The organism is Acinetobacter sp. WCHA29 (genome assembly GCF_002165335.1).
GTDB lineage: Bacteria > Pseudomonadota > Gammaproteobacteria > Pseudomonadales > Moraxellaceae > Acinetobacter.
Window position 1 is genome coordinate 1 of the sequence record NZ_NHRQ01000011.1, and the last position, 17,924, is coordinate 17,924.

17 protein-coding genes and 1 pseudogene are annotated in these 17,924 nt (G+C 37.9%); 9 read left to right on the top strand and 9 right to left on the bottom strand.

Annotated elements, in window-relative coordinates; genetic code table 11:
- The 4 genes and pseudogenes from CDG59_RS08870 to rimI all read left to right on the top strand — a co-directional run.
- A pseudogene (locus CDG59_RS08870) lies at positions 1 to 77 on the top strand (elongation factor Tu); the annotation flags it as partial.
- Between the two features lie 202 nt (positions 78 to 279).
- Positions 280 to 1,161, top strand: coding sequence for a metal-dependent hydrolase (locus CDG59_RS08875; protein WP_087544900.1), 882 nt, complete (start codon positions 280 to 282; stop codon positions 1,159 to 1,161).
- Positions 1,162 to 1,383: 222 nt separating this feature from the next.
- Positions 1,384 to 2,268 (top strand): metal-dependent hydrolase, encoded by an 885-nt coding sequence (locus CDG59_RS08880; RefSeq protein ID WP_087544902.1) that lies wholly within the window; start codon positions 1,384 to 1,386, stop codon positions 2,266 to 2,268.
- 93 nt (positions 2,269 to 2,361) lie between these two features.
- Positions 2,362 to 2,823 (top strand): ribosomal protein S18-alanine N-acetyltransferase, encoded by a 462-nt coding sequence (rimI, locus tag CDG59_RS08885; RefSeq protein ID WP_171287510.1) that lies wholly within the window; start codon positions 2,362 to 2,364, stop codon positions 2,821 to 2,823.
- Here the strand turns inward: rimI and CDG59_RS08890 are convergent.
- The 3 genes from CDG59_RS08890 to trxB form a co-directional block, all read right to left on the bottom strand.
- A complete protein-coding gene (locus CDG59_RS08890) occupies positions 2,809 to 3,624 on the bottom strand; it encodes an arginyltransferase (protein WP_005158286.1) in 816 nt (271 codons plus the stop codon). The genes rimI and CDG59_RS08890 overlap by 15 nt on opposite strands.
- A 26-nt stretch (positions 3,625 to 3,650) precedes the next feature.
- Positions 3,651 to 4,382: a leucyl/phenylalanyl-tRNA--protein transferase gene (gene aat, locus CDG59_RS08895; RefSeq protein ID WP_087544903.1), complete on the bottom strand. Its 732-nt coding sequence runs from the start codon at positions 4,380 to 4,382 to the stop codon at positions 3,651 to 3,653.
- A gap of 93 nt (positions 4,383 to 4,475) precedes the next feature.
- A complete protein-coding gene (gene trxB / locus CDG59_RS08900; protein ID WP_087544905.1) occupies positions 4,476 to 5,426 on the bottom strand; it encodes a thioredoxin-disulfide reductase in 951 nt (316 codons plus the stop codon).
- A 281-nt stretch (positions 5,427 to 5,707) separates the two neighbouring features.
- On the opposite strand from trxB, the gene CDG59_RS08905 reads away from it, so the two are divergent.
- Together CDG59_RS08905 and rhtC are read left to right on the top strand one after the other, a co-directional pair.
- Positions 5,708 to 8,791, top strand: a complete 3,084-nt coding sequence (locus CDG59_RS08905) for a DNA translocase FtsK (RefSeq protein ID WP_087544907.1) — start codon at positions 5,708 to 5,710, stop codon at positions 8,789 to 8,791.
- Between the two features lie 128 nt (positions 8,792 to 8,919).
- Positions 8,920 to 9,537, top strand: coding sequence for a threonine export protein RhtC (gene rhtC, locus CDG59_RS08910; RefSeq protein ID WP_087544909.1), 618 nt, complete (start codon positions 8,920 to 8,922; stop codon positions 9,535 to 9,537).
- Positions 9,538 to 9,580: 43 nt separating this feature from the next.
- Here the strand turns inward: rhtC and CDG59_RS08915 are convergent, their stop codons facing one another.
- From CDG59_RS08915 to CDG59_RS08940, 6 genes are all read right to left on the bottom strand, one after another.
- Positions 9,581 to 9,868, bottom strand: a complete 288-nt coding sequence (locus CDG59_RS08915) for a PA4642 family protein (RefSeq protein WP_005158274.1) — start codon at positions 9,866 to 9,868, stop codon at positions 9,581 to 9,583.
- A 125-nt stretch (positions 9,869 to 9,993) separates the two neighbouring features.
- A complete protein-coding gene (minE, locus tag CDG59_RS08920; RefSeq protein ID WP_004663449.1) occupies positions 9,994 to 10,266 on the bottom strand; it encodes a cell division topological specificity factor MinE in 273 nt (90 codons plus the stop codon).
- A 2-nt stretch (positions 10,267 to 10,268) separates the two neighbouring features.
- The gene (gene minD / locus CDG59_RS08925; RefSeq protein WP_087544911.1) at positions 10,269 to 11,081 is read right to left on the bottom strand and encodes a septum site-determining protein MinD; all 813 of its coding nucleotides are present in this window, start codon (positions 11,079 to 11,081) and stop codon (positions 10,269 to 10,271) included.
- Positions 11,082 to 11,146: 65 nt separating this feature from the next.
- Positions 11,147 to 11,866: a septum site-determining protein MinC gene (minC, locus tag CDG59_RS08930; RefSeq protein ID WP_087544913.1), complete on the bottom strand. Its 720-nt coding sequence runs from the start codon at positions 11,864 to 11,866 to the stop codon at positions 11,147 to 11,149.
- A 118-nt stretch (positions 11,867 to 11,984) separates the two neighbouring features.
- Positions 11,985 to 13,043, bottom strand: coding sequence for a hypothetical protein (locus CDG59_RS08935; protein WP_087544915.1), 1,059 nt, complete (start codon positions 13,041 to 13,043; stop codon positions 11,985 to 11,987).
- Positions 13,044 to 13,067: 24 nt separating this feature from the next.
- The gene (locus CDG59_RS08940; RefSeq protein ID WP_087544917.1) at positions 13,068 to 13,985 is read right to left on the bottom strand and encodes an acyltransferase; all 918 of its coding nucleotides are present in this window, start codon (positions 13,983 to 13,985) and stop codon (positions 13,068 to 13,070) included.
- A gap of 389 nt (positions 13,986 to 14,374) precedes the next feature.
- Here CDG59_RS08940 and CDG59_RS08945 point away from each other — a divergent pair, with 389 nt between their 5' ends.
- From CDG59_RS08945 to dut, 3 genes are all read left to right on the top strand, one after another.
- Positions 14,375 to 15,040 carry an OmpA family protein gene (locus CDG59_RS08945; RefSeq protein WP_042891288.1) on the top strand — a complete coding sequence of 222 codons (666 nt, stop codon included), beginning with the start codon at positions 14,375 to 14,377 and terminating at the stop codon, positions 15,038 to 15,040.
- A 181-nt stretch (positions 15,041 to 15,221) separates the two neighbouring features.
- Entirely contained in the window at positions 15,222 to 17,261 is a 2,040-nt protein-coding gene (rep, locus tag CDG59_RS08950; RefSeq protein ID WP_087544919.1) for a DNA helicase Rep, read from the top strand.
- Between the two features lie 23 nt (positions 17,262 to 17,284).
- Entirely contained in the window at positions 17,285 to 17,737 is a 453-nt protein-coding gene (gene dut, locus CDG59_RS08955) for a dUTP diphosphatase (protein WP_087544921.1), read from the top strand.
- Positions 17,738 to 17,924: the final 187 nt, after the last annotated feature.

Sequence of the window (17,924 nt, forward strand, 5' to 3'; positions counted from 1 at the left end):
ACCCAGGTCTACGTTTTGCGATCCGTGAAGGTGGTCGTACTGTAGGTGCTGGTGTTGTTGCTAAAGTAACTGCATAATCGCTTAGAGTGATAAAAAAACACCCCTTTGGGGTGTTTTTTTATGTCTATTGTTCGATAATCTATCCTTAATTGTGTCCTAAACTGATACCTTGCTGTCCTAAACTGCACTTAATTCATCGCAATAAAACCGTAATATAAAACACAAGAAAATGAACAAAAGTACTAAATGGAAATTTTCCATTTAAAAGGAGTCAGCAGCATGAATGCTAAGGTAAATATTTCAAATCGTGCAGGCGCAAGTTTCCCAGTACGTCGTATGAATTTTGATTTTGATCAAGTACCAGAATATTGGATGGATGGTTCGGCTGGCTTAACTCATTTCATGACTGGTTTGTCTGCATTATTCCCAGATGGCGAGAAATTATTTATTGATTCAGTTCGTGCTGTGCGTTATCACCCAACTATTAAAGATAATGCAGAACTACAAAAAGAAATCAGTGCTTTTATTGGTCAAGAAGCTATGCACACTCAAGAGCATGTAAATTTTAATGCTTCTGCACAAAAGTATGGTCATGATGTTAGATCTTTAGAGCAGATTACGGGACGTTATATCCAATTTGCGCTTAAGAATTTTTCAAAAATCGTAAAACCGTTTGGTATGACCAGAGAGATGGTTGATTTAACGGCAACAACAGCATTAGAACATTTTACTGCAACGATTGCTTCTGAATTATTACGCAATAAACATATCCAAAATTTAATGACAGATGAGACTATGTCATATATGTGGTTCTGGCATGCAGTTGAAGAAAATGAACATAAAGCAGTGGCTTACGATGTCTATGAGTCAGTATTTGGAACTGGATTGAAAGCATATAGTTTACGTACTACAGCACTTGTATTTGCTATGGCTTTAATTTTTATTCTTCAATCTTATTTTACCTTACGTCTACTTCAACAAGATAAAAAACTAAATCTGAAAGAATTAGGCATGATTTACAAATATGCTTATAGTCCATCAAAAGGGATTATTACAGGTATGGCAGGTGAAATGTTGGCTTACTTTAGACCGCGTTTTCATCCAAATGATTTAGATACCGTACAATTACTTAAAGATTGGAAGGCAAAATTAGGTTTTTAAATTAAAAGATCTATTAGCTAAACCTATGTAAAAAGAGCAATAAAATTGCTCTTTTTTTATTTTGAATATTACATTGAATAGACTTTTTAAAATCATACTGACATGTCCTAAAATGATGCTTTTCTGACCTTATCTGCACTTATTTAATGCGTTCAAAGAAGCGTATAAATAAAGCATAGATAATTTTTAATCAAATATATCCATTGGCTAGGAGAATAAGGTATGAATGCTAAGGTCAATATTTCAAACCGCGCTGGCGCTAGTTTCCCTGTACGTCGAATGGATTTTGAGTTTGGTGATGTGCCTCGATATTGGGCAAATGGTGATGCTGCACTCACGCATTTTATGACTGCTTTATCAGCGCTATTTCCTGAAGGTGAACAATTTTTTGTGAATAGTACCCGTGCAGTTAGAAATGATCCAAAAGTTGCTGATCCTCGATTACAAAAAGAAATTAGTGCTTTTATTGGACAAGAGGCAATGCATTCAAAGGAACACTTGGCCTTTAATGCAGCTGCGCAAGCTTATGGTTATGATGTGCGCAAATTGGAGGCACAAACAGGTAAAGTGATTCAGTATGGCGTTGCTATAAGTACTAAATTATTAAAACCATTTGGTTTTACAAAAGAGATGATTGGTTTAACGGGTACTTGTGCCTTGGAGCATTTTACATCAACGATTGCTGAAGAACTATTGTCTAACCCAGATATTCAATCCATGTTTATGGATGAGACCATGTACCATTTATGGATGTGGCATGCAGTTGAAGAAAATGAGCATAAAGCGGTGGCATTTGACGTTTATGAAGCGATGTATGGGCAAGGATTTAAAGCGTATTTTATGCGTTCATTAGCTTTAGTGATTGCAATGGGTTTAATTTTTATTACCCAGTCATATTTCACTGCGACTCTTTTAAAAACTGATGGCAGACTTACATGGCGAGATACCAAATATATGCTCAAGTTCATGTATGGCTATAAAGGTTTTATGACACGTCAAATTCCAAAGTTACTGGCATTTTTAAGACCAAAATTTCATCCGAATGATGATGATACAACAGCATTATTGAATAAATGGCGTGCTGAATTAGGCTTTAATATGAGTTAACTAAAATGGGCAATTAAAATTGCCCATTTTCTTATTCAAATTTTGTATTAAATTGCTGATAATCTGCATCAGTATTTTATAGGGTAAAAGTCTGTGATCCGATTGATGCAAGAGAGCGATTTAGACAGTGTTGTTGCAATTGAACGTTTAGTACAAACACATCCTTGGTCGAAGCAACAATTTCAAGAGTCTTTAGCTTCCTATCAGTGCACGGTCTATGAGCAGTCGAATCAGGTTGTTGGGTTCTGTATTTTGCAGCCTGTTCTAGACGAGGCCAATTTATTACTGATGGCGATTCATCCAAGCCAACAGGGCAAAGGTCTTGGATACGAGTTGTTAGATTATTCCATTCAACTTTTAAAAAATAATCCAATCCAAATTTTTTTAGAAGTACGTGAAAGCAATCTTGCTGCAATCCGTTTGTATGAAAAAACGGATTTTCATCAAATAGACTTACGCAAAAATTATTATCCAAATTTAGATGGTACAAAAGAGCATGCTGTGATTATGGTCAAAACATGCACTGATGATTTTGCTGCTTTATTTAATAATTAAGTTATCCCACTCCGATGGTAGTGTTGTCATTAATGAATTTCCAAGTTGATGAATCTCTTTTTCTGAGAGTGGGCGGTTAAGACGACGCCATTGTCCATCTAATAATAATTCCAGTGGCGTATATTGTGATTTATAGTTCATTTTAGCTGAGTGAGGCACCCAATACCCTAAATATAAGTAATCTAAATTTAAAGTGCTGACATATTCAATTTGTTTAAGAATCGCAAAAACACCAAGTGAACGACGTTGTTCTTGAGGGTCAAAAAAAGTATATACAGCAGAGAGACCATCATCTAGTAAGTCACAAGTAGAAACGGCAATAAGTTTCTGATCATCCCAAAGTTCAATGAAAAAACTTTCTGTACAACTGTGAACGAGGAATTTTTCAAACTGATCTAATGTTGCTGGATACATATCGCCATCTGCATGACGCTCGTTAATATAACGCTCATACAAATCATAATGCTGTTGAGTGGCTTGCGAAGTTGGCAAAATACTCATTTTTAAATCTTGATTACGTTTCCATGCCTTCTTCTGGCTACTATTCATTTTAAATTCTTGAATTGGAACGCGACAAGACAAACATTGGCGACATAAATGGCATTCTGGTCGATAGACAAAATCGCCACTACGTCGAAAACCGACACGCGAAAGTTCAGACAATGTCACCACATCAATACGGTGAATTGGATCTAAAAATACCATTCGAGCTGATTTGTTATCGAGATAACTGCAGTCGTGTGGCGGTGTTATATAGTACTGTAAGTCATTTAAAAGGGACTTGGGTTGGTATGATTTCATTAATCTCCCTCCAAGGTGTTAATCCATTAACCGTCTAATTTTGCAAAAACTGCTATTGTTTTACTTGAAAATACACGTTCTTGATAACTTTTCCAATTGATAGAGGGGGCAATAATTACATCTTGTAACGATTTTAGATATGTCTGGCGAGAAATTGTACTGGCTCCCAGACTTAGGAGATGATCGTTAACCAGTTGGCAGTCAATCCAGGGCAACTGATTTTCCTCTCCAATCAGCATCAGGGTGTAGAAAGCCATCTTGGACACATCAGTTTCGGTGCTAAACATGGACTCACCAAAACAGCCTTTACCTATCGTTACGCCATATAGTCCACCAACTAATTTTTCTTGTTGCCAGACCTCAATGCTGTAGGCATAACCCGCCTTAAATAGAGAACAATAGCCTTCTATTATATCTTCACTTATCCAGGTTTCATCAGTATAGCTACGGGGGAGTGAACATGAGCGTATTACATCTTCAAAAGCATGATTCACTGTAATTCGATAATCATGTTTTTTCATATTTCGAATTAATGATTTACTGGGTTTATATGCATGTGGCTGAATAATGCAGCGTGGCTCAGGACTCCACCAACAAATTGGTTCATCTTCGTTAAACCAAGGGAAGAGACCATGTGTATAGGCCTCAAATAATGTAGCAGGTGATAAGTCTGCGCCAATACAAATAAAGCCATGTCCTTCTGGATCGGCTTCAATAGGATCTGGGAAAATATATTTTGATAAAGGCAGCACTTGCATAGTTGCTAAAGTGAATAAGAATGATTCTAAATTAACGCAACTAGAGCGCGTTGACAATCTATTCTAAATTGTCAACGCAAGGGAATATAGAGATTACTTCAAATTGTCGAGATATTTTTCAGCATCCAAAGCAGCCATACAGCCTGAACCTGCCGAAGTAATGGCTTGGCGATAAACGCTATCCGCCACGTCACCTGCGGCAAATACGCCTTCAATAGAAGCGGCTGTAGCATTACCAGCAGTTCCACTCTGCACCTGAATATAACCATCACGTAGGTTTAATTGACCATCAAACATTCCTGTATTCGGTTTATGTCCAATTGCAACAAAGAGACCTTGTACTTGAATATCTTGTGTTGTTTCATCTTGTGTAGACTGAATGCGAACAGAGGTTACACCTGTTTTATCACCTAGAACTTCATTTACTTGATGATTCCAAATAATACTGATCTTACCTTCTTTCTCTTTTGCAAAGAGATGATCTTGTAAGATCTTTTCAGAACGCAAGCTATCGCGGCGATGAACCAAAGTAACGTGAGCAGCGATATTCGATAAATAAAGCGCTTCCTCAACAGCCGTATTACCACCGCCTACAACCATCACATTTTGGTTTTTATAGAAGAAACCATCACAAGTCGCACAAGCACTTACACCTTGACCCATAAATGCAGCTTCAGATTCAAGACCTAAATATTGTGCTGTTGCGCCTGTAGCAATAATAAGCGCATCGCAAGTGTACTCTTCCATATCACCTTTTAACACAAATGGACGCGTTTTAAGGTCTACTTCGTTGATGTGATCATAGACAATTTCTGTACCGAAACGTTCTGCATGAGCTTGCATACGCTCCATTAACACAGGACCAGTTAATCCTTCAGGGTCACCAGGCCAGTTATCAACTTCAGTGGTCGTTGTTAATTGACCACCTAATTGTAAGCCTGCAATCAGTGTCGGTTTAAGGTTGGCACGCGCTGCATAAACTGCCGCGCTATAACCTGCAGGACCAGAACCCAAAATAATTAACCGTGAGTGACGAGCGCTCATTAAAGAACATCCTTTTTATATTGAAACTTTTAAAATTATACGTGAATCCACAGGGGAGTGGGTTGGATAATATTGATATACTTAATCGAATTGAGCTATATCATGGAGAGCATTTACTGATATTTCATCAATGTTTGCAACAACAATGGATGTTAACAACAACAGTAAACAATCGTGCATCTTTTTTGTAAGAACGAGTGCATAATATAAAACTTATTGATCAAGGTCAGTTAGACCTTAATCGATACCTACAAATAACAAATTGGGTTACAGGACTGTATATGGCTGCGGTGTCAAGTGTTTATGCACAACGCTTTTTAATGACATTATTTTTGATTTCTTTTGGCATTTATCTATTTCTTGCCACAGTAACCTACACACCTTTTGATCCAGGTTGGATGCATATTTCCAGTGATACGCAACAGGTCTCAAATGCAAGTGGTGTTGCAGGTGCTTGGATTGCAGACTTGTTATTCGGTTTTTTAGGGTGGGCCAGTTTGCTGATTCCGTTGTTCCTGTTTATGGAAGCGATTCAGGTTTGGTGGCCAAGAAGCTTCCTTAATCGCCCGTTTCGTTATGCGGCCCAGTTTTTCCTGATTTTATCGTTATCGAGCTTGTTGTATTTACATTGGAACACGCCAGCCGATACGTTAGAAAATGCAGCGGGTGGTATTATTGGTTATGAGTTGGGTCAGAGCCTTTCTCAGCTTTTAACCATTTATGGTGCAACATTTTTTTTATTTGCTTTCAGTATTTTATTATTCACTTTAGCTTTTGGTATTCAATGGAATAAAACTTGGGCAACATTAAAAAATACGCCAGCATATTTACAAGATTTGTTCTATAAAAATATACCTCAACACGAATCTGCTTATGATTTGACTGAACAATTAGCCGCAACAGAAACACCAACTATAAAGCAAAAAGCTCCACTCCAAGCGGCGGATTCAAATATTGTAGAGGCGAATGATACAGCCCAAAGTACACAGCACAGCATTGCAGCTAAAACAGCATCGACAGACAATGCACATCATCAATTATTAGCCGAAAAACTATTTGCTGATGTTGTTGCCAAAGAGCAGCAAAGTGTTCAGTCACAAGAAGTATTATCAACAGAAGACTTTGAGCAAACTTTAAAACAAGCACATCAACTTGCAGCCGATAGTCAGCGTTTAATTCAAACAGGTGAAGTATGGCGTGCATTACAGCATGATGATGCGAGCCATAAACAAGAAATTGATGCACTTTTGCGAGCGGCAGATGATGCTATAAATCCTTCATCTCAATATGTACACGCAGCAACGGAAGTTTCTTCTGTAGAGCAACGTCCTCATCAGAGTCCAGTCGATTGGAATGATGACCAAATATTTGATGAATTATTGGCTGCTGTTCCTAATAGTAAAACGGCTACGGATGTACATAAGCCATTTATTCAAGAACCGCGATCAACGGCTAGAAATGAAAGTGATGAAATTGACTTTGATATTGAGTTAGATTCAATAGACGTTCAATCTGTACCGCAAGCAACGGTAGTTCAGTCGCATCATACGATCAAAAATATGATCGCTGACGATAAGCAAAGTATTTTGGATGAAGGCTTTGATGAATTTGAAGATTTGTTCATTGAAGACAAACAACAGCAATCTGTATTGCAAACTCCGAGCTATGCGCAGTCTTCGGCTTTTGTAAAAGCAGCTATTGAGATTGAAACGCCTAAAGAGAGTTTATCAAAAGAAGCATTTATTGAAGCATGGCAAGAAACTGCTGGTAAAGTTGAAGAAAATTTTGATATCGAAGATGATTTTGATTTAGATGCGCCGTTAACAGATTCTTTTGGTCGGCCGATGTCTCGTGCGATGCAAGTGGCTCAAAAACGTCGTGATTTACCAACTTTGCCAGGTTTAGAATTATTGGACGAAGTAGATCCGAATAAAAAGGTGAACTTTACAGCTGAACAATTAGCTCGTTTGTCTGAACTGCTAGAAATTAAATTACAAGAGTTTAACGTCAAAGCTCAAGTAGTGGAGGCTCAACCTGGGCCTGTCGTGACACGTTTTGAACTAGATCTTGCACCGGGTGTAAAAGCATCTAAAGTGACCAATATTTCGCGTGACTTAGCACGTTCAATGTCAATGGCATCTGTTCGTGTGGTTGAGGTGATTGCTGGAAAACCTTATATCGGCATTGAAGTCCCAAATAGCAGCCGCGAAATGGTTCGACTGATTGAGTTGTTAAAGACACCTGCATTTGAAGACCCAGCGGGTTTACTTTCGATGGCGATGGGTAAAGACATTTCAGGTAATCCTGTGATTACTGATTTGGGTAAAGCACCACATATGTTAGTTGCGGGAACAACTGGTTCTGGTAAGTCAGTAGCTGTTAACTCAATGATTTTATCGATGTTGTTAAAATACACGCCTGATCAATTGCGTTTAATTCTAATCGACCCAAAACAGCTTGAATTAGCTAACTACAATGATATTCCACATTTATTAACACCTGTTGTTACTGATATGAAAGATGCTGTAAGCGCATTGAATTGGTGTGTAAATGAAATGGAACGTCGTTATAAGCTAATGTCTTTTCTAAAAATTCGTAAATTGGCTGACTATAACCGCAAAGTGGAAGAAGCGATTGCCAATGGTGAAGATTTGATTGATCCAACTTGGAAAGCTAGTGATTCAGTTGTAGGGGAGCGTGCACCGCGATTAGCTCCTTTACCATCGATTGTGATTGTTGCAGATGAATTCGCTGACATGATTATGCAGGTTGGTAAAAAAGCTGAGGAGATGATTACTCGGCTTGCACAGAAATCTCGTGCAGCAGGTATTCATTTACTACTTGCAACACAACGTCCTTCAGTTGATGTCATCACAGGTTTGATTAAAGCGAATATCCCAACACGTGTTGCATTACGTGTAAATAGTAAAATTGACTCTCGAACAATCCTTGATGCAGGCGGGGCAGAAGATCTATTAGGGCACGGTGACATGCTATTCTTAGGGCCAGGTAAAATCGAACCTGAGCGTGTGCATGGTGCGTTTATTAGTGATGATGAGGTGAACCGCATCTGTGACGCTTGGCGTGAACGTGGTGAGCCTGATTATGTTGATGAAATCTTAACCCCATTTGATGAAGAACCAACCTCACGTGGTTTTGAAGATGGTGATGGTGATCCTAATCGTGATGCACTTTATGATCAGTGTGTTTCTTTTGTACTTGAAACGCGCAAGGCTTCAACATCATCGTTACAACGTAAATTTAGTTTGGGGTATAACCGAGCTGCACGAATTATTGATCAAATGGAAGAGAACGGGATCGTAAGTTCAATGGGAGCTAACGGCAAACGTGATATTCTCGTTTAATAAGAATATTCCACTAATAAAGCCCCTCTTTAGGGGCTTTATTGTTATAGGTTTATCAATTTTATATGGTAATAATCACGTTTTTTATTTAAGCTTATTGTTTAAAAATACAAGCTAAAGGGTGAGCCATGTTTGTTGCATTATGTACACTCATTTTTATTCATTTTTGTGCGCTTATCACTCCAGGGCCTGATTTCTTCTTAGTCTCTCAAACTGCTGTCAGCCGTTCTCGTAAGGATGCGGTATTGGTTGCATTTGGTATTTGCTTGGGGGCAATGGTTTGGTCACTTTTAGCATTGATGGGACTGAATATTATTTTTGAAAAGATGGCTTGGCTAAAACAAGGCCTTTTAGTCGCTGGTGGTTTATATTTATGTTGGTTGGGATACCAAATGCTTCGTTCAGCTTTTTCAAAAAGTGAGCAAAGTATCAAACAGATAGTATTACCTCAGTCGCCTTATTTATTTTTTATGAAAGGTTTACTCACTAACTTATCGAATCCTAAAGCAGTGATTTATTTTGGCAGTGTATTTTCATTATTCTTAGCCAATCCTTTATTTGATCAGCATCACTCTTTGCTTTTTATTATTATTACGATAGAGACCTTGCTGTGGTTCTTGGTGGTAGCGTTTGTATTCTCATTGCCTACATTCAGAACAGCATATCAAAATTTTGCAAAATGGATTGATGGTATTTCTGGTGGGATTTTTACCTTACTGGGCGTTTATTTGATTGGTAGTCGATAAAATAAAGAGATAAAAAAGCCTGCTTTAAGCAGGCTTTTTTATCTTAAGCAAATTTTGCTAATACTTCTAAGAAGCCGTCTTTTTGACGTGGAAATTGAGCGATCACGTCATGAATACGCTGTCCTTCAGGATTAGTCGCATTTAAATCACGACCATCAGCTAAAAATTTGGTGATCAAGCGCTCATAGTCGAAGGGACGCATATGTTTGAAAGCATGATAGAGCACATGGAAGTCAGCATTGACATCTGCTGGTGGAAGTTGGTTGAGGTAGGCAAAAACACGCTCATCTGACCATTCTTCATTGAAAGTTGCTGGCTGTGATAATGCCATGACAATCTCCTCAGTCTTAAAATAATAAAGGCAAAATACGGGACTGAATAATTAACAAAGCATGGCCTTGTTCAGTCGCAATGTATTTTGCCTTTATTTGCGAAAAATCGCTAATGAAAAAACTGCTATCGATCTTCAGGTAAATTGATATTCATTTCTAACATTTCGATATTTGCTTCTGAACGAACTTGCATTTGAATGTGCTGTTCATCTACACCACGAACGTAACGACTGACCACTTGCATGATTTCTTTTTTCATTTGGTCAATTTTGTCTTGGCTTAAGCGACGACCTAAACCTTGTTCAGATGCAACAATAACTTTTAAGCGATCTTTGGCAGTTTGTGCACTTGATGGTTTTTCATCACTGCTAAAAAGTTTACTCCAGAATCCAGCCATAATTACGCTCCAAATAGTCTAGCTAACCAACCTTTTGGCTGTACTGCAATGTGTCGATAAGGACGATCTTCGCCTAGGAAACGAGCGACTAAATCATCATAGGCTTGCCCAGCTTTAGTTTGATCATAAAGAATTACGGGCTTACCTTCGTTCGATGCTTGAAGTACGCTTGGACACTCAGGAATAACACCCAAAGTCGGAACACGTAAAATATCTTTTGAAATATCATCAATCGTTAACATTTCTTGTTTGTCAGCACGTTCAGGGTTGAAACGTGTGATACAGAGATGTTTACGGATACGGCCTTCGTTGTGTTCAACTTTTTTAGTTTTACTATCAAGCATACCAATAATACGGTCAGAGTCACGTACTGATGAAATTTCTGGGTTTGTCACAATGATTGCTTCATCAGCATGATACATTGCCAAGATCGCGCCACGCTCAATACCCGCAGGTGAGTCACAGATGATGTAATCAAACTCTTGAGATAGTTCATCAATGACACGTGCAACACCTTCATCGCTCAAAGCGTCTTTATCACGTGTTTGAGATGCTGGAAGAATGTATAGGTTTTCGATTTCTTTATCACGAATCAGGGCTTGTTGTAAGCGAGCTTCATTATTGATGACATTGACAAAGTCATAAACGACACGGCGTTCACAGCCCATGATCAAATCGAGATTACGTAAACCTACATCGAAATCAATCACAACAGTTTTATGACCACGTAGGGCTAAACCTGTTGCAAAAGATGCGCTTGTTGTAGTTTTACCTACACCACCTTTGCCTGACGTTACGACAACAATTTTGGCCACCGAATCCACTCCTATTTATGGTCATACGGCCCTAAAAGGGCTTTTTGGGTGTTTAACAAGTTAAATTAAAACTGTAAGGCTTCAAATTCAAGCTCTTGCTTGTTATTTAAATAAATATGTACGGGTTTTTTGATCATATCTTTAGGAATATCATCTGCGACGCAATATGTCCCTGCGATCGAGATTAACTCTGCTTCTAGTGAATGACAAAAAATTCGAGCTGAAGTGTGCCCACCTGCGCCTGCAATGACTCTACCACGAGCATTGCCATAAATGTGAATATTTCCAGACGCAATGACTTCAGAGCCACTATTCATACCCGCATTCAAGATAATATCACCTTGCTCCTGTACCAAACATTGTCCAGTACGCAAAATCTCATCATGATACGAGGTGATATGCGTAGTCGGTGTTTGTTTTTGTGGTGTTTGTATTTCTTGAGTTTCAGTATTTTTTTCAGGTGCTTGAGCAACGACTTGCTCTTTTGATGCTTTGATACGCTGTAAAGGTTGATCAGCAGGCAGTACAGGAAATTGAATCGCCCGAGCTTCATCACCTAAAATTCCATCAATTACCGCCATTGGCTGTAACCCAAGATCAATCAGCAATTGAATTAAGGCAATCAGCTCTTGTTCAACGGTACTGTCAATAATGACTAATGTTCCAAGATAAGAACCTTCATTGAGGGTGCTTGTAAGTTGCTGGCGGATCGCATTATGGTCATTTGTGTCGAATGTTAATCGACTAAAATTCACCATTCTGCCCGTAATCCGTATATCAGCCATAATTTATCCTTAAGGGCTTTTTTAAGCACTCTATTGTGTTAAAGCATGTTGTAAATAAAAGCAAATGCTAGAACAAATTACAGGAATTCTCTAGCTAGATTGGTAAATTTTCTTGTAATCATTCTGCTTTTTTATCCAATTGATCATATTCACGTAAAGTTTGCTGCCATTGTTTGACTTTGACTTGTTTTCGTATGGCTGCAAGACTTTCAAATACCACTGATTCGACCAATTCTTCTAAGTATTTATTATCAATATTCAATTCACTGACTTTTTCTGCAATAAATAAATAATTCTGATTGGGTTGATTTACAGATCCGTTAGTAAACGGCTCAATTAAACCTGCACTGATATTTTCACCCAAACGTTGCCCTATACTTTGAATTTGCTGTTCAATTCGCCCACCTACGATTGGGATTAGACGTAATAATTGAGTTAGCTCAGGCGTATCTTCAATGGCTTGATTAACAATAATTCCTACTTTTTGCGTAATGATCGGTTGTTGTGCTTGTAACGTTTTTGCTAAAGATTCTTGCAATATAGAAGAAAGGGCAACGGTAAATAATTGACGATGATGATCCACTAACTCATGAATAATATCTTTATGACTTGAACTGGTTTCTAGCTCCTGTCGGACGCCATCTACAACTGTAATCACCACACGATCTGACAATTCTTCCATAACGACACTGTAATAAAAAAGTGCCTTAATTCGAATATTATCTGGAACGACTTTATAACCTAGTTCATGTAAACGATAGGCAATGATACCTGCGCGGAATAAACGTAGAAAACGTAAATGGGGAATAATCGCTAAGATTTCATACCAATGAATAAATGGAAAAAACCACCAACGAGCATGGTGTTTATTCACAATCGCAATTGCCCATCGCACGGCAAGTTCAGTGATTAAAAAAATAATAAACCATGCTTCGGTGATAATCACCCAAGGGTGCAGATAGCTACGATAGAATTCAAGTACACTAGCTAAATGGATCGTATTAAAAAACCATTCGCCAATATTACTCATTAAAAAAAAGTTCATGCCTAAGCAGAACAAATTAAAAACAATAATAAACACCATGAAAATGTCATAAACCAGAAACAGTTTAAAAAACTTACTGTTTGGATTTATAAGGTTATATTTAGAGTTTTGTTTTGAGTCCTGCTGAGTCATGTGGTGAGTCAATTCCTAATCAGACTATTGATAATATTTAGATTTCATTTGTGAAATCAGTTGGTCTTTCTCTGTCCAAATTTGGTCGACCCATTGTTGGAAGCGTTCGCGGTAGATTGGATCATCTTCATAATTTCCACCCAGTACCCAATCTGGAATTTCTATTTTACGTAAATCCACAGCAATACGTGAAACATTGCCTAGCCAGAAATCACCATAATCAGGTGCACCATCAGGATAGACAATCGTCATATCAACCAAAGCATCAATCTTATCGCCTAAGATGTTTAAAGCCAATGCCAAGCCACCTGCTTTTGGCTTAAGTAAGTTTTGGTAGGGTGATTGCTGTTTTGCTTGTTTTTCTGCGGTAAAGCGAGTGCCTTCAAGATAATTGAGTAGTGTAAAAGGCTGACTTAAGAGCTGTTCACAGGCTTTACGTGCTTCTAACATATCGCGATGTTTCAGTTCTGGGTTTTTAGCCACTTGTTCCTTTGAGTGACGTTTCATCATTGGGAAACCCAAAATCTTAAAGGCTTGCCCAACAAAAGGAATAAAGATGAGTTCCCATTTGGTAAAGAAGCGGGTAAGTGGCATACGTGTGAGACCAAAATATTGATTTACTGTGGTGTCAACCCAACTTTGATGATTACAAATCATCATATAACGACCTTGTAAATTCAGATCGAGCTTTTCATCAATACTAATTTCCCATTTAAGATTTGGTAAGACTTTTTCAATCAGTTGATTATTTACGCCAATCCAACTATTCGCCAACTGAATATTGGTTTCATCTACCTTTTTTGATTTTTTAAATAATTTTGTAAAACCAAGAGCAAGAACAGGAGGACCATGTAAAAAAGTACTTCCTGTGATTACAGAACCAACAGTAAGTCCTTTAGTTACCCTTTCTAATAACGATACTTTTTTATTTGTGGTAGACATAAATCAAACCTTGGGTGCTAATTTTCGATAAAACAATGCTTTTAACTATAAACAACAGATATTTAAATACAACTGTATATTTTTAAATATTCACAATTTTCATATATTCCAGTACTTATAGATACAAAATCTGGGAAATTAAAATTTTTACCATAGAAGACTTAGATGATTACTTAATTTTTAATAATGTGACTTATTTCTCATAAGCGTATTTTTATGCAAAATAATAAACAGTGGAGAGAATGTGAGTATAAGATCAAGAAAAGTGCATCAAAATATTACAAAAATATAAATAAACTGTTTGTTATTAACAAAATATCAATGGTGTGGCTTGATTTTCTCATTCATTATTTGTTCAGACAACAAAATACATAGACAGGAGCTACGCAATGCGTGCATTAGTAATTTCAACATTGGTAGGGGCTGGATTGGTACTTTCTGGTTGCCAAACAATGAGCGGACAAGGTAATGATATCGGCGGTGTTTCATACGACAAAGCTGCTTTAGGTACATTAATTGGTGCGGCAGCTGGTTACGGTGTTTCTAAAGGTATTAATAATGGTAGCAGCAGCCAAAACAACCGTGCAATTGCAATCGGTGCGATTCTTGGTGGTGCAAGTGGTTTATATCTCGATAACAAAGAGAAAAAATTACGTGAGCAAATGGCAGGTACAGGTGTTGATGTAAGTCGTAATCCAGATGGTTCTGTTCAATTGATCATGCCGGGTAGCATCACCTTTGATACCAATAAATCAAACATCAAACCAAACTTCTACGGTACTTTAAACAAAGTGGCGCAAACTTTAGCTGAAGATAACAAGAGCGCAATCTTAGTTACTGGCTACACAGACAATACTGGTAATGATTCAATCAATATCCCATTGTCTCAAGCACGTGCTCAATCAGTTAAAAACTATTTAGCAAGCCAAGGTGTTTCAAGCAGCCGTATTGATGCACAAGGTTTAGGTTCTTCTAATCCTATCGCTTCAAATGCAACTGCTGCTGGTAAAGAACAAAACCGCCGTGTAGAAATTAGCATTTATGCAAAACAGTAATTATTACTGATTTAAAAAACCACCTTCGGGTGGTTTTTTATTATGTCGAACAGCTGGCGACAAGCTATGGCGTGTTATTTGTATAAGGCATCATAATTTATACAGATCCCAAGATTTACTATTGGGATTCTAAAACAGAGATGTCTATAATCATGCTCGAAAACGTGAGAGGTATTACGAGATGTCATCTGCCAGTCAACTCAATGACAAGCAACTTGAAGCGATGAAATATGTTCAAGGGCCATTGTTGGTGCTCGCAGGTGCGGGTTCAGGTAAAACCTCAGTGATTACACGAAAAGTTGCTTTTTTGGTACAGCAATGTGGTATTCCAGCACATCGTATTACTGCCATGACCTTTACCAATAAAGCCGCACGTGAAATGAAGGAGCGTGTCGCTAAGTTATTGTCACGTGAAGAAGCAAAAGGACTCTCAGTTTCGACTTTCCATACTTTTGGCTTAAATTTATTGCGTTTAGAATTAAAAAACTTACCTCTTAAAGCCAATTTTTCGATTTTAGATGCAGACGACTGCAAAAGAATTCTGATGGACTTAATGCAGCGCGATAATATGTCGGGCGCAGAAAGTAAAGAACTCATCGCCAAAGCAATGAAGAAAATTTCTGATTGGAAAAATGACTTAGTTTTACCAGAGCAAGCCCATTCAACGTGTGAAACAGTTGATGATGTACAGTTAGCACATTTATATCAACTCTATGAGCGTAATCTGCGCGCTTATAATGCCGTTGATTTTGATGATTTGATTGTAATGCCAACACGTTTGCTGCAAGAGAATGCTGAAGTCAGAGACAAATGGCAAAATCGTGTTCGCTATTTACTGGTAGATGAATATCAGGATACCAATACTGCACAATATACCCTTGTAAAACTTCTTGTTGGTGTGATGGGGCAATTCACTGCCGTAGGTGATGATGATCAATCTATTTATGCATGGCGTGGTGCAAAGCCTGAGAATATGGCTTTATTAAAAGAAGATTTTCATAATTTAAAAGTCATTAAACTTGAGCAAAATTACCGGTCAACCAGTCGTATTTTAAAAGCGGCTAATGCCGTAATTGAAAACAATCCACATATTTTTGATAAAAAATTGTGGAGTGATAAAGGACATGGTGAAAATATCCGTGTGATCACGTGTTTAAATGACGATGATGAAGCGGAACGTGTTGTTAAAGATCTCATCACGCATAAATTGATGAATGGTAAAAATTGGAAAGACTATGCGATTTTATATCGTGGTAATTTCCAAGCACGCGTATTAGAAACGCAGCTCCGTCAAATGCAAATCCCTTATAAATTATCGGGTGGGCAATCATTCTTTGCTCGTGCTGAGATTAAAGATGTGATGAGCTATTTACGTCTCATTATTAATCCTGAAGATGATAGTGCTTTCTTACGAATTATTAATACACCGAAGCGTGCAATTGGGCCTGTCACCTTAGAGAAACTGGGACTATTTGCACAAGAAAATACCTTATCGTTATTAACAGCTTCTTCAGATCAACGATTGTCGATGGTATTGCCTAAGAAAGCTGCCACTCAATTACATGAGTTTGCTGATTTTATCGCAACATTTACCCGTGAATTGTTAGACGATGATGAGCCTGTACCTAAAGTTCGTCAAATGATCAACGAAGCGGGTTACATCGATTATGTACGTGAGCAAGCAGCAACACCTGCTCAAGAAAAAACCAAAATCGATAATATTGAGAGCCTCTATACCAGTATCCAAAATCTGATTAATCGTACTGATGATGTCGATGAAAAGAATATTGAAAGTGTGATTCGTAAACTGGTATTGCTCGATATGTTAGAGCAGCAGCAAGAAGAAGAGGACACGGATAAAGTGAACTTATTGACGCTACATGCTGCAAAAGGATTAGAATTTCCTTATGTGTATATGATTGGCTTGGAAGAAGAGCTATTACCACATAAAAACTCGATTGCTTCAGAAACCATCGAAGAAGAACGCCGTTTAATGTATGTGGGTATTACCCGTGCTCGACAAGGGCTTACCTTGACACTTGCTGAGCAGCGTAAAAACGGTGGTCAAATGCGTCAAATGACACCAAGCCGTTTTTTAGACGAATTGCCACAAGATGATCTAGAGTGGCACGGTCGTAAAAAGAAACTCGCACCGAATGTTGATCCGAAAGAGCAAGCTCAGCAATATCTCGCGAATTTAAAAGCTTTATTGAAACGTTAAGAAATAGTAAGTAGGAAGTTGTAATGAAAGTTCAAGTTAAAGTATTAGATGCTCGTTTAGGTCAAGAATGGGGGTTGCCTTCTTATGCCACAACGGGTTCAGCAGGTTTAGACTTACGTGCCTGTTTAGATACTGCAATTGATATTGCGGCTGGTGAAACGGTCTTAGTCAAAACAGGTTTAGCAATCTATATCGAAGATCCAAACTTTGCAGGTTTAATTTTACCGCGTTCAGGTCTTGGTCATAAACATGGTATTGTATTAGGAAACTTGGTCGGTTTGATTGATTCCGATTATCAAGGTGAATTGATGATTTCTGTTTGGAATCGTGGGCAAAATACATTCCGATTAGAACCAGGCGAACGTTTGGCTCAATACGTTTTAGTTCCTGTGGTACAAGCTGAATTTGAACAAGTGCAAGAATTTGTTGCGACTGAACGTGGTGCAGGTGGTTTTGGACATACAGGTCAACACTAATACTGCTTTCATTATCAATTTAAATGCAATGCTTTGCTTAAAAGCATTGCATTTTTGATATTGATTGTTCTTTGGATTTGTATTAAAAAGCAGCTGACAAATTATTTTAATTTTTTTGAACTAGGGTTAACTAATTTCTTAATAGTTCTGTTTTTTTTGAATCAGCTAATGATTATAAAAATAGGGG